The sequence below is a fragment of the Tolypothrix sp. VBCCA 56010 genome, assembly GCF_050875635.1.
Taxonomy (GTDB): domain Bacteria; phylum Cyanobacteriota; class Cyanobacteriia; order Cyanobacteriales; family Nostocaceae; genus Hassallia.
Genome location: NZ_JBPAOH010000034.1, coordinates 1 through 15,298, shown reverse-complemented (window position 1 = coordinate 15,298; position 15,298 = coordinate 1). Strand labels below are relative to the sequence as shown.

General features: G+C 41.3%; 15 protein-coding genes. 10 read left to right on the top strand and 5 right to left on the bottom strand.

Annotation, left to right across the window (positions count from 1 at the left end; genetic code table 11):
- Positions 1-6: 6 nt before the first annotated feature.
- The 5 genes from AABK37_RS14155 to AABK37_RS14135 form a co-directional block, all read right to left on the bottom strand.
- A complete protein-coding gene (locus tag AABK37_RS14155) occupies positions 7-1,698 on the bottom strand; it encodes a PAS domain-containing sensor histidine kinase (RefSeq protein WP_432552202.1) in 1,692 nt (563 codons plus the stop codon).
- A gap of 122 nt (positions 1,699-1,820) precedes the next feature.
- On the bottom strand, positions 1,821-2,267 hold the full coding sequence (locus AABK37_RS14150) for a response regulator (protein ID WP_432552201.1): 447 nt from the start codon (positions 2,265-2,267) through the stop codon (positions 1,821-1,823).
- Positions 2,268-2,280: 13 nt separating this feature from the next.
- Positions 2,281-4,524, bottom strand: a complete 2,244-nt coding sequence (locus tag AABK37_RS14145; RefSeq protein ID WP_432552200.1) for an ATP-binding protein — start codon at positions 4,522-4,524, stop codon at positions 2,281-2,283.
- Between the two features lie 387 nt (positions 4,525-4,911).
- Positions 4,912-6,744 carry a response regulator gene (locus tag AABK37_RS14140; protein ID WP_432552199.1) on the bottom strand — a complete coding sequence of 611 codons (1,833 nt, stop codon included), beginning with the start codon at positions 6,742-6,744 and terminating at the stop codon, positions 4,912-4,914.
- A gap of 24 nt (positions 6,745-6,768) precedes the next feature.
- Entirely contained in the window at positions 6,769-7,371 is a 603-nt protein-coding gene (locus tag AABK37_RS14135; protein WP_432552198.1) for a hypothetical protein, read from the bottom strand.
- 228 nt (positions 7,372-7,599) lie between these two features.
- Between AABK37_RS14135 and AABK37_RS14130 the strand changes: the two genes are divergently transcribed.
- The 10 genes from AABK37_RS14130 to AABK37_RS14085 all read left to right on the top strand — a co-directional run bounded on the left by AABK37_RS14130 (position 7,600) and on the right by AABK37_RS14085 (position 15,216).
- Positions 7,600-8,208: a TetR/AcrR family transcriptional regulator gene (locus AABK37_RS14130; protein ID WP_432552197.1), complete on the top strand. Its 609-nt coding sequence runs from the start codon at positions 7,600-7,602 to the stop codon at positions 8,206-8,208.
- Between the two features lie 9 nt (positions 8,209-8,217).
- Positions 8,218-9,507 (top strand): ABC exporter membrane fusion protein, encoded by a 1,290-nt coding sequence (locus AABK37_RS14125; protein WP_432552196.1) that lies wholly within the window; start codon positions 8,218-8,220, stop codon positions 9,505-9,507.
- Between the two features lie 54 nt (positions 9,508-9,561).
- A complete protein-coding gene (locus tag AABK37_RS14120) occupies positions 9,562-9,885 on the top strand; it encodes a DUF2834 domain-containing protein (RefSeq protein ID WP_432552195.1) in 324 nt (107 codons plus the stop codon).
- Positions 9,886-9,948: 63 nt separating this feature from the next.
- Positions 9,949-11,115, top strand: coding sequence for an ABC transporter permease DevC (gene devC / locus AABK37_RS14115; protein WP_432552194.1), 1,167 nt, complete (start codon positions 9,949-9,951; stop codon positions 11,113-11,115).
- Between the two features lie 45 nt (positions 11,116-11,160).
- The gene (locus tag AABK37_RS14110; protein ID WP_432552193.1) at positions 11,161-11,874 is read left to right on the top strand and encodes a DevA family ABC transporter ATP-binding protein; all 714 of its coding nucleotides are present in this window, start codon (positions 11,161-11,163) and stop codon (positions 11,872-11,874) included.
- Between the two features lie 64 nt (positions 11,875-11,938).
- On the top strand, positions 11,939-12,592 hold the full coding sequence (locus AABK37_RS14105; RefSeq protein ID WP_432552192.1) for a MotA/TolQ/ExbB proton channel family protein: 654 nt from the start codon (positions 11,939-11,941) through the stop codon (positions 12,590-12,592).
- A gap of 185 nt (positions 12,593-12,777) precedes the next feature.
- Entirely contained in the window at positions 12,778-13,071 is a 294-nt protein-coding gene (locus AABK37_RS14100; protein WP_432552191.1) for an ArsR/SmtB family transcription factor, read from the top strand.
- Between the two features lie 18 nt (positions 13,072-13,089).
- Complete coding sequence (locus AABK37_RS14095; protein WP_432552190.1) at positions 13,090-13,947, top strand: phosphate ABC transporter substrate-binding protein; 858 nt, start codon at positions 13,090-13,092, stop codon at positions 13,945-13,947.
- Positions 13,928-14,806: a phosphate ABC transporter permease subunit PstC gene (gene pstC, locus AABK37_RS14090; protein WP_432552189.1), complete on the top strand. Its 879-nt coding sequence runs from the start codon at positions 13,928-13,930 to the stop codon at positions 14,804-14,806. Before AABK37_RS14095 ends, pstC begins: the two co-directional genes overlap by 20 nt.
- A gap of 197 nt (positions 14,807-15,003) precedes the next feature.
- Positions 15,004-15,216, top strand: coding sequence for an RRXRR domain-containing protein (locus AABK37_RS14085; protein WP_432552188.1), 213 nt, complete (start codon positions 15,004-15,006; stop codon positions 15,214-15,216).
- The last annotated feature ends 82 nt before the right edge of the window (positions 15,217-15,298 follow it).

Genomic DNA, 15,298 nt, shown 5'->3' with positions numbered 1-15,298 from the left:
GGGTTTCTACAGCGGTAAGGTGAAATAGAAGGTACTGCCTTCACCTAAAACGCTTTCTACCCAGATTTTTCCGTTGTGCTGCTGCACAATAGTGCGACATATAGCTAGCCCTAGTCCTGTACCGCAGGAATTGCGAGAGTCTGAAGCATCAACTTGCTCAAACCTGCCAAAAATACTTTCTAGTTTATCAGCAGGAATACCTCGTCCTTGGTCTTTGACTTTGAATAGGAGATAGGGAGTGGGGAGTGGGGAGTGGGGAGTGGGGGAAGTGGGAGAGGGGGAGAGGGGGAGAGGGGGAGACAAGGAGATGGGGAGACAAGGAGAGGGGGAGAAAGAATTGTCCCCTTGTCCCCTTGTCTCCTTGTCTCCTTGTCCCCCACTCCCCCACTCCCCCTTGTCCTTTTCAACTTCTGCACTCAGAATAACAGTACTTCCTGAAGGCGAAAATTTAACGGCGTTTGCTAACAGGTTGACAAGAGTTTGAATGATGCGATCGCGATCGGCACATATCTCAACAGATAGGGGAAAAACTGTTAGGTTGATGTTGGCTTCTTCGGCAAGAGGTTGCACAGCCTCTATTGCTTGCTGCATTAAAGTAGCAGCATTACATGAATGTTTTGCCAAGACAATTTTGCCTGATTCGAGTCGCTCTAAATCAAGAACTTGATTGACCAAACGTACTAAGCGTTCGGTATCAAGCGCGGCAATTTCTAACATGCGTCGCGCTTTTTGCGGTTGGTTGTCGAGTCGTCCGGAAGCAAGCAATCCTAAAGAACCGCGAATCGAAGCTAATGGTGTTCGCAATTCGTGACTGACAATCGAAATAAACTCGTTTTTCATTTTTTCTATAGCTCGCATTTCGGTGATGTCTTCAACGGTTCCGACATGACCGATTAATTCTTTTTGGTCAGAAAAAATAGGAGCTGTTTTCAGCCGACAAAAACGTATAGTTCCGTCTCGATGAACAGAACGCACTTCCCCAATGAATTCTTGATTTGCTGTTACTGCTTGTAACCAACGAGAAAAATAAAGCTGACGATCTTCTGGGTGAACGAATTTGACCCAGCCATGTCCTAAAGCTTCTTCAAAAGTGTAGCCGCAAATTGCTTGAGCGCGAGGATTGGTGTAGATACATTTTCCTTGGGGATTTACTCGAAAGATGCCGACTGGGGAAGCTTCGCTTAAAGCGCGAAATTCGTCTTCGCAGCAGCGTAAGGCTGATAATGCAAGTTTGCGATCGCGAAGTGTGCCGCAGGTATCGCTAATATCCCATCCTTCAGAAATTAGTAATACGATTTTGCCGGTTTCATCTAAAACTGGTTTCAGGGAAAAGTCAATTGTTTGGACTATTTCTCCTGCACCAAGTATATCTACTTCGTAGCGAACAAATTCGCCTTTTGCGGCTTGAGCGATCGCGCTAAATAATTGCGTTTGTGTTTCTTGAGAAATCATCCACCATCGCGCTTGCCAAAATGGATGTCCAACTACATCTGTTGGTTGCAATCCGGCAAAATTCAGTGCTGTTTGATTAGCTTCTAAAAGTGTACCATCCAGTTTTAAAAGCCACATAAATTGAAATGTCTGGTCAAAGATAGCGCGAAATCGTCTTTCATCTTGCAATGCGGCTTGTGTTTGTTTGCGTTGCGTAGCTTGCCGATAGGCATCGGTGATATCCTGAATTTGTTCTCTAGTATGCATTTCTTTTACATGGAATGTGCAGCTATTGCGTTCATATACCCGACTTCTTAAAGAGTCGGGAATCTTATCTTGCTTTTTATTAGATTTAATAATTAGTTTTTAATCTTAATTTTTTACCCTTTTTAACTATCAGGTAGACTGATTACTCCAAACCAGTATTTACTAAAAATTTCGATTGTCATTTTCAATTTATGAACATCGATTGGTTTGAGAATATAACTATTTACACCATATTCATAACAAGCTTCAATATCTTTAGGATTTGATGATGTAGAAAATACCACTACAGGAATCATTTTCAGACTATCATCCTGCTTGAGTTGGTGTAGAATTTCTCGTCCATCTGTACCTGGTAAATTGAGGTCGAGTAAAATTAAAGATGGACGGGGCGCTGTTTTGTTGTCTATGTATTTGCCAGTATGATAAAGAAAGTCTAAAGCATCATCGCCATCAGTACAACGTTCAACTCGGTGAGGAAGAGATGCACCCTTCATCATGCGTTGTAAAGCAACAAAATCTTCATCGCTATCTTCAATAACCAATAATGTTGGAGTTTGCTGTCCAAACATTTACTTACTTACCTCAATTTGGTAATGTGAAATAGAAAGTGCTACCTTCCCCATAAGTAGATTCTACCCAAATTTTGCCCCCGTGACGCTCGACAATTTTTTTGGCAATAGTTAAACCGGCGCCGGTACCACCACCATATTGACTTGCTGTGTGCAGACGTTTGAAAATGCGAAAAACATTATCTAGATGTTTTTGCCTAATTCCTATACCATTGTCTCGCACATAGAAAGTGATTGTACTTTGGTTTGTTGCTTCTTGGTCTAAAAAGCCAATTTCTACTGATTTATTAGCTTTATCATTATATTTAATCGCATTGCTGATTAAATTACTAAATACTTCACTCATTTGGATGCGATCGCATTTCACATTCGGTAATCGTCGGCAAATGCGAATATCTACATTAGACGTTTCTTTTAAACTAATTTTTAATACTTCTATCACACTTTCTACTAATTCGTTCAGGTTAGTTCGTCGCATTACTAGTTCGACTCGTCCTAAACGAGAAAAATGCAGCAGAGAATTAATCAAATCTTCCATTCGCTGAGTCAAACGCACCAGAGTTTGTAGTTTAGAAACTCCATCTTCATGCAGCGAATCAGCGTAATCTTCAATCAGAAATGTTGAGTAATTGTGAATTCCCCGTAGCGGTTCTTTTAAATCGTGAGAAGCAATGTAAGCAAAAGCATCTAATTCTCTATTACTGCGTTCTAATTCGACATTAATTTTTGCTAATTCATCCGCTTTTTTGAGTACCATTGCTACAATAGCGCTTTTGAGTTCTAAAGCACCATCAATTTCACATTTTCTCCAAGGTAAAGACTTAAATCGTACCGTTTCTTGCCACATTTTAAAAGATTTACGCGGTGATAAATGCAAACTTCCATTTTCGCCAACTTCCACTGGTTTGTTGGGATTACCCCCCCATTTTAAAGTTTGAATCACTTCTGGACGAAACCACAAAATCCAATGTTTTTGACTTTGAGCAATGGCAAGTGCTAACATTCCACTAGCAACATCTTGAAAATTTTCTGATGCGGGATAAACCTTAATGAGTGAATCTGTATAAAAAACGTTATCGTTATTAATTTGCGTCGCTAACCAGTTTATTAAGTCTTGAATCTCCGCTTTTAATGGTGTTTTGCCAAATAATACCAATTCTTGATTTAAGGAAATAGCAACACCTTCAGCGCTGACTAATTCTAATAATTCATTTTTCCGCTCAATTAAAGCATCTACCAAATTTTTGGTTTCGGAAATAGTCTCAAAAAACTTTGATTGAATTGTCTTGAGTTTGAGTTTGTAATCTAAGTCTTCATTTTCTTCTTTAGTTCCAATGTCTAAAGACATTACATGTCCCAAAAATTCGCAGGCAGTGCGTATATAATAGGGTACATACTTAGGTGTATTATGATGACAGGCAATCAATCCCCATAATTTTTTATTTTTGATTAAAGAAATTGACATCGAAGCGCTAACGCCCATATTCTGCAAATACTCAACATGTATGGGAGAAACACTCCTCAAGACTGAATAACTTAAATCTATTGGTTCATTAGTAACTGGATTACAAGTAGGAATCAGTTCTACTGGTTGATAATTAACGTCAGGAATTAACCGCAGCCAATTTAAAATGTATAATTGCTTTGCTTGCTTGGGAATATCTGATGCGGGATAGTGTAAACTCAAATAAGGAGCCAAGCTTTCTAATTTATCTTCGGCTATGACCTTACCAGCGCCTTCCTCATCAAATCGATAGATCATAACTCGGTCAAATTCTGTAATTTTTCGCACTTGTTTGGCTAAAACTTGACATAAATCTTGTAAAGTAAGTGTATTTTGTATTTGGTTAAGAGGGGCTTTGACTAACTGATAAAAAGTAAAAAAGTCTTGTTCGTCTTGTGATGTTACAGGCAATAATTCCAGAATTACAACATCTTGAGAATGATGTATAATTCCATCAAACAAAAAAGTATTCTTGGGAGTTTTTAAAGATATTTTGACGGGATTGATGCTTTCAAAATCGGTAGAAAAACATTGTTTAATCTGAGAAATTTGCTGTATATCCAGTAATTCTTTAAGTTGTTTGCCTAGCAATTCTTCGGGATGGATACCAATCAAATCAAAAGTATTTTTGCTAACTTGTAAAATAGTAAATTCTGGTTCTTGTAAAACAAAAAGAATACCGTATGGTTGAATTAAACCTGGAATGTGAATTGGTTCGCGATCGCAGTTAGTTAAGTCTACATTTGTTTGCATAATAATTACACTTTTAACTATTAAATGTTTGCTTTAAATTGAAGCATTGATTAGTATAGCCTTTTGACATCAGCAATGTAGAGACGTTTCCAAAAAACGTCTTTACGGTAAATTTGACGCGATTATTTTTGATGGTATAGCTATTCGATGTTAGTCAAATTTTTCCCATTGCCAATAAAAGCAAGATTAATTTTAAATTAACAATTAATAATATAAATAATATCACTACGAGTGCTGAGAGCAGAGTTAGAGTATTAAGTGTTAATTATTAAGTGTTGAGTATTGAGTGTTGAGTTAAATAAATTAGTCAAAATTTCAAACTCAGGACTCAGAACTCAAGATTTCTAAACTTTCTCCGACTCGTAACTCAGGACTCAAAAGTTTGTCTTACCACAGTTGTACCCGTTTTAAACGACTAATAATCCGGGTAATAAGTTCTGGTTCCACAATCGGTTTACCTACATAATCATCTGCACCTGCGGCAAATACTTCACGTATGGTATCAGCATTTGTGTCAGATGTCAGTACTACGATAGGTAGATCTCCCCAATGAGGGTCTTGACGTACCACTTGACAAAGAACTATGCCGCTGAAGGTAGGCATAGAAGCGTCTAAAATTAGTAGGTCGGGAACTGTGGTAGTTAGCACTTCCCAGAAATTTTGCGGATCTTCTAAAGTTGTGACATCAAGTCCCCAAGGTTGTAGTAAATCGCTCAAGGTTGTCAGTACTTGAGGATCGTCATCCACGATTAGAACTCTGGCTTCAGTCGCGGTAGCTTGATTTAGTATCTGGGTGACAGCTTTGAGGATTTGCTGTGGGTCTATGGGCTTGTGTAAAAAGGCACGAGCGCCTAAACTAGCTACTTCTACTCGGTCAAGCAAGCTACCCCTGATGGTCAATACTAACACCGGGATTGGAGATTTGCTTTGTGCGAGTTCAGCCAGTAGCGTCAGTCCATTCTCATTGGTGTTAGCAAAAATCAGATTGAGCAAAATCGCGTCCGGGGGATTTTGAGCGATCGCTTCTCTACCAGCAGCCAAAGAATTCGCTACTTCTACGCGCAAATTTAAGGCGTATGCCGATTGAGTGATTTGTTCAATTAATGAGCGATCGTCATCAATTATCAGTATTAAAGCAGATTGCTCCTCCAAAACAGGTGCAACAGCACTTAAAGTTGGTGGCTTTTCTAGTTCTTGTTGCAATAAATTAACTAGTTGCTGTAGTTGTGTTGCTTGTTGTTTTATTGCTTCACTTTCTAGCAACTGTTCAATCTCGCGTGCTAATCTCGAACCTTCATTAAAGCCAAAAGAACCCAGTGAACCAGCCATTTTATGAGCTTCTAGCTTTGCTGCGTCTTGGATTTGCAAGGTGAGGGTGTCTGTCATCAAAGCTGCAACCACCTGCTCAAATAATGCCACCTGACAAGTAAAACTCTCCTTGTTGCGCTGCCAAATAGTGTTAACAGATTCTATCACCATATTTTCAGCCTGTTGCCTGTCGGCATCAGTAGAAACTGCGGACGACTTAGGGGCAGGTGTCTGTTCTGGTGGAGGTAAAAGGCGATATCCTAAGCCGTAGATTGTTTCAATTAAATCAGCAGTCATTCCTGCTGCTTTTAATTTCTGGCGAAGTTTTTTGATGTGAGTTGTCACCGCATCTTCACCCGGATACTCGGCAATCGACCAAAGGCGGTCTAAAATCATACTCCGGCTAAATATACGTTGCGGATTTCGCAAAAAAAGATGTAATAAACGATATTCTGTTGCTGTCAGTCGTAAAAGCCTCCCTTCATAAACAACTTTGCTGCTACTGGTGTCAAGTTGTAGCTTTCCCCAAGTCAGTACGGTCGCTAAAATATTACTTCCTCGTCGCAATAAAGCGCGAACGCGGGCAATTAGTTCTGATACGTCAAAAGGTTTGACCATGTAATCATCCGCACCTGCATCTAAGCCCATCGCCTTATCAGTGCTGCTATCTTTGACAGTTAATAGCAAAATCGGCATTTGATAACCGCTAGATCGCAATTGACGACAAAGACTAATACCATCCAACCCCGGCAAAACTATATCCAGAACGATCAGATCGTATGCAAAGCCTCGCACTAGTTGCAAAGCTGTTTGACTTTCAGCGATCGTATCAACTATATAGTTATGGGATCTGAGCACTTCTGACACCATCGAAGCAGTAGGCTGATCGTCCTCCACTACTAGAATTTTCATGTCATACTCCGTCATTGCCGAGTATTAACTCATTATGCTTATTGTTAATTCTGATAAACTGCCTTGGGTGGAAAATTGAGGAATCAAAGAAAGCGATCGCAAATTTTCATAAGTAAAGTAAGGATAATAAGTACAAGCGAGTTGCTTACTCTTACCCTGTAGCGTTACCCTTTCTCTCTCGATATCCCCCTCAAGAGTCCCTGTCGTCAGGTAAACTGCTATTTCATGGCACTTTTGAGCTAATGACTGAATCGCTAATAAAGCTTCTGGAATCACTGCAAATAACGAAGGCTTATTAGGGAAAACAACCGCATCAAAGTAGCACCAATTGGCAATATTTTTCATTAGTCCTAAATGCTGAAAAGCAAGTCGCTTACTTAGGCTTTTCAGGATTTTTAACTCAGGACTTTGCTTTATAATTTTAGCGATCTCTAACTGGGTGCTGCTATTTACCCGCACAGACAAAAGTAGTCTCTGCAATTTAGTAGAGTTTTTAGCCACTGAAACACATAAGCCGCTCATATCCAACCTCTTACTTGAGTAAGTTGCCATCTCACGAAAGCTAGAGGATAAAAATGAGGAAATGATGAAGAGTGTCAGATAAAGCTTGAGATAGGCGATCTTCATATTTTATCTGGGCGTATAAAGCTCAGATTGTCACCGAAAAATGCGATAATATACAGCATTTATCTGCTTCATCCGAATCTGCGATGATTTGGGCATTGTCCAATCGGGAACGTGCTAATTGATAAGAAAAATTATCTCGATGCTCGATGCTCCCCTTTCCTTGACAAAACTGTAAAAAGCATATTATTATTTTATAACGACCGTTCGATATAAATACATGGAAAACTAATGCCGAAGATTGTTGACCATGACCAATATCGCAAAGAACTACTTAGCAAATGCTTTGATTTATTTGCCGAGAAAGGCTATGGCTCGATTACCATGCGCCAAATTGCCGACGGCTTAAGAGTTTCTACGGGAACGCTGTATCATTATTTTCCCAGCAAACAAGCTTTATTTGAGCAATTGATGGAGGAAATATGTCAACAAGATGTGTCGATGGCAACGGCTGAGTTGTCAGGAACGCAAACGCTGCCAGAACAGCTGGAAATTATTGGCAAATTCCTAATAAAAAAAGAGGATTACTTGATTAAATGGACTTATTTATTAGTTGATTTTTGTCAGCATCAAAACTTTAAAGGTATGGAAAATGTTGGCGCATTTAATCGGATAAACAAAAGATATAAGCAAGCAATATATGATGTTTTAGGTATTCAAGATCCAGTACTTGCCGCCTTTATCTACTCGTTTATTGATGGCTTAATCTTCGAGCGGCTATTGAATAATGAAATGGTTTCGATTCCCGAACAATGCGCTTTATTGGGCAAGATGCTAACTGCATATTTAGAGAAAGAAAATAGTACAGACGTTCCGGTGGAACGTCTGTACGGGAGTTAGGGAAAAATTATGAGTACAAATCTTTTATTTAAAGCTGCAAATCGTTTCTGGTTGATTGGTATAATAGTTGCTGCAAGTGCGATTACAGGCGGAATCGCTCTTTATGGTGTTTCTCAATTTGGGGTTGCTGACAATTCTACATCTAATAAAGTAGAAACTACGCCTCGCGCTCAAAAAGTAACAGCGTTAGCACGACTTGAACCAGAAGCAGAGGTAATTAAGTTGTCTGCACCTCTAGCTTTAGATGGCGATCGCATTGCCAAATTATTGGTTAGAGTTGGTGATACTGTCAAAGCAGGACAAGTTGTGGCAATTCTCGATTCACGCGATCGCTTGCAGGATGCTTTGCAACAAACTCAACAACAAATAAATGTTGCTTCTTCTAAACTCGCACAAGTGAAAGCTGGCGCAAAAACCGGAGAAATTCAAGCACAACAAGCTTTTGTTGAACGCGTAGAGGCGCAATTGCAAGGTGATAAAATCGCTCAAGTTGAAACTATAGCTCGATTAAAAGCGCAATTACAAGGAGACAACATCGCCCAACAAGCAACAATTAGAAAACTGAAGGCAGAACTTAACAACGCCGAAGCTGAATATCAGCGCTATCAACAATTATATCAAGAAGGCGCAATTTCTAACTCTTTGTTTGACAGCAAGCGCTTGAGTGTAGAAACTAGCAAACAGCAACTAAACGAAGCGAAAGCCGTTTTCAACCGAATCAACGCCACTGGTAACAAACAAATCAGCGAAGCTAAAGCCACACTCAACCGAATCAACGCTACCGGTGACAAACAAATTAGCGAAGCCAAAGCCACATTTAATAGTATTGCCGAAGTTCGTGCGGTAGATGTGCAAGCAGCGCAAACAGAAGTTAATAATGCGATCGCCTCAGCCAAACACGCCAAAACCGACTTAGAAGCAGCTTACATCAAAGCACCAATAACAGGAAAGATTCTCAAGATTCACACGCGAATTGGAGAAAAGATTAATGATGCTGGCATTGCAGACTTAGCGCAAACTGACAAGATGGTTGCCGTTACAGAAGTTTATCAAACCGATATTAGTAAAGTTAAACTCGGACAGCAAGCTATAATTACCAGTCAGGCGTTTTCTGGTAAACTGCGCGGCACCGTTTCTCAAATTGGCTTGCAGGTAAATCGGCAAAACGTCTTCAGCAATCAGCCAGGAGAAAATTTAGATCGCCGCGTGATTGAAGTAAAAATTCGCCTTCAAAGAGAAGATAGTCAGCGAGTTGCAGGTTTTACTAACTTGCAAGTGCAGACAGCAATTGAGTTGTAAATTTTCAATGACCTGATTTATAACGAATGTTTGATATAAATGGAGGAGTTTAATATGCTTCAAAGTTTCTACTTAATACTTTGCATCCTTGGTTTTGTTTTGCCCTATTCTCAGTTCGTTCCGTTTCTTTTAGAACATGGACTTGATATAAAGCTGTTTTTTGAACAGCTTTTTGCTAACCGAATTTCTGGATTTTTTGGCATGGATGTTGCGGTGTCATCCCTAGTCCTCTGGACATTTGTATTTTCGGAAGGAACACGTTTGAAAATGCGATATCTCTGGGTTTACGTTGTCTGCAATCTTTTGGTTGGCGTTTCGTTTGGTTTGCCATTGTTTCTATTAATTCGACAGCGCCAAGTTGAACAGCAAACTGACTAATTGTAGTCGGCGCTTCAGCGCTGAAGCGCCGACTACGAAGTTATCAATACTTAGGACTATAATATGCTGGGCAAATTATTTCGGAAAACTCCGCTAGCGTGGCGGCAGTTAATGAAAGAAAAAACTCGTCTGATAATTGCAGCGGCTGGGATCGCCTTTGCAGACATGCTAATGTTTAGTCAATTGGGCTTACAAGACTCGCTTTATGACAGCGCTACCTTGGCGCATAGCTTACTAGAAGCAGATTTAGTAGTTATTAATCCCCAATTTCAAACTTTAGCCTCACCAAAAAGCTTTCCTAGAGAACGATTGTATCAAACATTAGCTTCGGAAAATGTTGAAGCAGTCAGTTCAATTTATATTGGTATGGGACAGTGGAAAAATGCCGAAACTCGCTTAAACCGCGCCATTTTAATCTGGGGAGTAGAACCTGAAGCCCCCAGCTTTAAACTACCAGAAGTGAGACAAAATGCGACAGAGTTAAAACTTCTGAATAACGTATTATTCGATCGCGCTTCTCGCCCAGAATATGGGGCGATCGCTGATATAGTGCAAAAACATCAGACAATGGAAACAGAATTGAATAACCAAAACATTCAAGTTGCAGGACTGTTTACCCTTGGGGCATCCTTTGGTGCCGATGGCAACGTCATCACCAGCGATTCCACATTTCTTAAGTTGTTTCGCGAACGTCAAGCGCATCAAATAGACGTAGGTTTAATTCAACTCAAACACGGTATAAATCCTCACATAACTCAAGCGCAGCTTACCGCCGCCCTGCCGAACGATGTCAAAGTTTTGACTCGCAAAGACTTTATTGCAGTTGAGAGATATTACTGGGAAAGCCAAGGCACAATTGGCTTTATTTTCGGACTTGGTGTAGTTGTAGGATTTATCGTCGGGATTGTGATTGTCTATCAAATACTTTACACCGACGTGACAAATCATTTACCAGAATATGCCACATTAAAAGCAATGGGTTATAGCGATCGCTACCTCCTAGGCGTGTTGTTACAAGAAGCACTTTTGTTAGCAGTATTAGGGTATATTCCCGGATTTTTGATTTCCATCGGACTTTATCAACTGATTTATGTAGCGACACTACTACCGATTGGAATGACACTCAGCCGCGCCATCAGTGTATTTATTTTAACCGTAGTCATGTGCAGTGCATCTGGTGCGATCGCCATGCGAAAACTACAAGCCGCCGATCCCGCCGACATCTTCTAACTTTCCTCCTTTGCGTCTTTGCTACGAGTGCGTGAGAAAAATTCCATGTCAACACAACCCATCATCTCCGTCCAAAACCTCAACCATTACTTTGGTAGCGGAGAACTTCGCAAACAAGCATTATTCGACATTAACTTAGAAATTTATCCAGGCGACATAGTAATTATGACAGGTCCAAGTGGTTCCGGAAAAACCACACTATTGTCCCTGATGGGTGGACTGCGTTCAGCTCAAGAAGGTAGCCTAAAAATATTATCAGAAGAAATGTGCAAAGCCACCAAAAAGCAGTTAACTCAAATTCGGCGGCAGATTGGCTATATTTTCCAAGCGCATAACTTGATGACATTCTTGACAGCCAAAGAAAACGTGCGAATGTCTCTAGAGTTACATGACGAAATGTTAAATCAAGATATGGATGCCAAAGCGCTTGCCATGTTAAATACAGTAGGTTTGGGAAATCGTGCGAATTATTACCCAGAGAATTTATCAGGTGGACAAAGACAAAGAGTAGCGATCGCTCGTGCCTTGATCGGTCAACCTAAAATAGTTTTAGCAGACGAACCCACCGCTGCACTCGACAAAAAATCTGGACGCGATGTCGTCGAATTAATGCAAAAACTTGCCAAAGAACAAGGCTGCACAATTTTGCTGGTTACTCATGACAACCGCATCCTTGATATTGCCGTAGACGCGAAGCGGCTTGTCGCTAGACATCGCATCATTTATATGGAAGATGGTCAGCTAAAAGATGAAGGATGATCCCAAGATGCAACAAAGCAATCTGTTACTCTAGGTGTGCATTGATTCCTTTTAAAAAGAGCTGATGGCAATTAATAATATATTTACCGCAGGTGGCGTGGTTATGATACCCCTGCTGGGGTTTAGTGTGTTAGCGGTGGCGTTGATTATTGAGCGTATCAGGTTTTGGGTAATGTTGGTTAGCCGCCAACGCCGGATGGTGCAGGAGGTGCTGAATTTTTATCGTCTGAATAATGTAGTTAGTGCGATCGCACTATTGCAGCAAAATACTAACTTGCCCATCGCCCGCATTTTTTTAGCAGCATTAGAATTAGAAGAAGCCACACCAGAAGACTTTCGTTTAGCATTAGAAACAGCAGCGCAAGCCGAGATACCTTTACTCAAACGATTTCAAAACATCTTCGACACAATTATAAGCCTTGCACCTTTATTAGGTCTTTTGGGAACCGTCTTAGGATTAATTGCTTCTTTTGCCTCTTTAAATATTGGTGATATAGGAGGTACTCAAACAGCGGGTGTTACCAGTGGGATTAGTGAAGCTTTAGTTTCTACCGCATCAGGCTTAGTAGTTGCTATCTTTACACTGTTATTTGCTAACACCTTCCGAGGACTTTACCAACGGCAAATCGCCATGATTCAAGAGAATGGCGGACAATTAGAATTGCTTTACCGACGTCGCTATGAACAAGCAAGAATCAAGGCAGATGACAGAAGGTGAACCAAGCGGCTGATTTCGATAGAATAAATAAATATTAAGTTTTAGTTAAAAGAAGTTTAAGCTCATCGATTAAAAGTGATAATGATCGCATTTAATATGAATGCAATTTCATATGAATTAGCATTCAGAGCGCGATCGCTTTCGTTAAGTGGGAAAAAATCAGTATCAGTATTAGGGGGCGATAAGTGGATAGCACATCGCAGGTTGACTGCGTAGAAAGGCTGAAGGTGCTGGCAGATGAAACCCGTCTGGCAGTATTAGAACTGCTGATGAATAGTCCGATGCGTGTAGGGGAGATGAACGCGATTCTGGGCTTGGAACAAAGTTTGCTCTCCCATCATTTACAAGTTTTGCGAACCTCTAAATTTGTGGTTAGAGAGCGTGATGGCAAAGCATTTCTCTACCGTCTAGCTCCGGATGTGGAAGTAGCTACAACTAAAGCGCTGAATCTCGGCTGTTGTGTTCTTTCGTTTAAATAAAAGCCTTTATAAAAAAGCATGATCAAACCTTCACAACTTTTGATACCGCTAGCGATCGCCTTAACATCCTGCGTGTGGTTGCAAGGCTGCTCTTCATCCAACACGGCTGCAACTAATAATACAAATAAACCTCAGGGAAAACTAGTACTCACAGGCTCTAGCACCATTGCCCCACTAACTGCGGAAATCAGCAAGCGTTTTGAATCCGGACATCCAGGTGTACGGGTAGACGTGCAATCGGGGGGGTCTTCTCGCGGTATAACTGATGCACGTCAGGGCGTGGCTGATATTGGTATGGTATCCCGTGCCTTAAAGCCAGAAGAAAAAGATTTAAAAGTATTCTCGATTGCCCGCGATGGAGTGACGGTGATTCTCCACAAAGAAAATCCCGTACAATCTTTGAGCGACAAGCAAGTTGTAGATATTTATACTGGCAAGGTAACAAATTGGCAGCAGGTAGGAGGTCAAGATCGGGCAATTACCGTTGTTAACAAAGCCGAAGGGCGTTCTACCCTGGAATTGTTTACTAATTACTTCAAGCTGAAGAATAGCGATATTAAGGCTCAAGTAGTAATTGGTGAAAACGAACAGGGAATCAAGACTGTAGCAGGCAATCCCAATGCAATTGGTTATGTTTCCATTGGTTCGGCAGAAAATAGCGCGGCAAATAAAGTACCCATTAAGCTACTGCCTGTAAATGGCGTAGCGGCGACAACTGCCAACGTGCAAAACAGTACATTTCCGATTTCTCGCCCACTTAACTTGGTAACAAAAACCGAACCCCAAGGATTGACAAAAGAATTTATTGACTTCGCTCAATCGCAGCAGGTAAGTGACATTGTTAAAAAGCAAAACTTTGTCCTCGTCTCCAAATGACCTGTGGTTAATTTGGATACTGCGCTCCTTGGCGGTAATGGCGGGAGCGATCGCACTTTTAATTATCGTCTTCCTGATTTTAGAATCTCTGCCAGTCCTCAACCACGTCGGACTTACGCGCTTTTTTACCGACTCTTCTTGGAACCCAACCGCAGGGCTATATAATCTCTTACCCATGCTTTGGGGTACACTCCTGGCAATGGTCGGCTCGGTGCTAATTGCTACCCCGATTGGGATTATCTCCGCTGTCTTTTGCCAATTCTACGCTCCACTAACAGTGGCTCGGCTTTACCGTCGCCTGATTGAACTACTAGCGGGAATTCCTTCGGTAGTCTATGGATTCTGGGGATTGGTGGTATTAGTCCCCCTGATTGGTAGGATACATCCACCGGGAGCAAGTTTGTTAGCGGGTATTGCAATTCTCACGGTGATGATTCTGCCAACAATTGCGCTTGTAGCCGATGCCAGTTTAGCAAAAGTCCCAAACTCTTATCTCCAAGGCGCAGCTGCATTGGGATTATCTCGGTGGGCAACTATCCGCCGGGTGGTGTTTCCCGCTGCCAAATCGGGATTATTTACAGGTTTGATTCTAGAAATAGGTCGCGCGATCGGCGAAACAATGGCGATTTTAATGGTGTGTGGCAATGTGGTACAGACCCCTAAAAGCTTATTTGACCCCATCCGCACCCTGACAGCAAATATAGCCTTGGAAATGGCTTATGCCACAGCAGACCACCGTTCTGCACTATTTGTCAGCGGCTTGGTGTTGATGGGACTGATTGTATTATTGGTTGCTGTTGCTGAAGTTATCAGTCACGGGAAAATTTTTCAACTACCCCGCCCTGCCCTTCGGGACTGAGGACGGGGATTGCTAAGAACAAACTTGGCAACGTAAGCGTTGAATAGCCCACTGAGACTAATCGCGGTTAAAACTTCCGAATACTTCCCTAGTTCGGAAATATTTTAAGACTTTTTGTTAAGTCGTCGGGTTAAGCCGAGACATCTGTAATTAGTTGGGCGAGGGGACAAATTACTTGACTCGAAAGGATTATCTCCATGCAACGAGTACCAGTTTTATCGAAACGCGGATTACCTTTAATGCCAACAAAACCCAGTAGGGCGCGACGTTGGTTGAAAGAAGGAAAAGCGCGAATTGTTTACAACGATTTGGGAATCTTTCAAATCCAGCTAACTAAGTATGCTAGCGACAAAACGCAGCCAATTGTAGTCGGTGTAGACCCAGGAAAGTTGGTGCGAATCGTTGGCTAGAAACTAAAGCCCACATGGACTTGGAGGATTAGCCGCAAGGTACAGAACCTTGACAACTGAATGACCATGTAGGTGAGAGTCA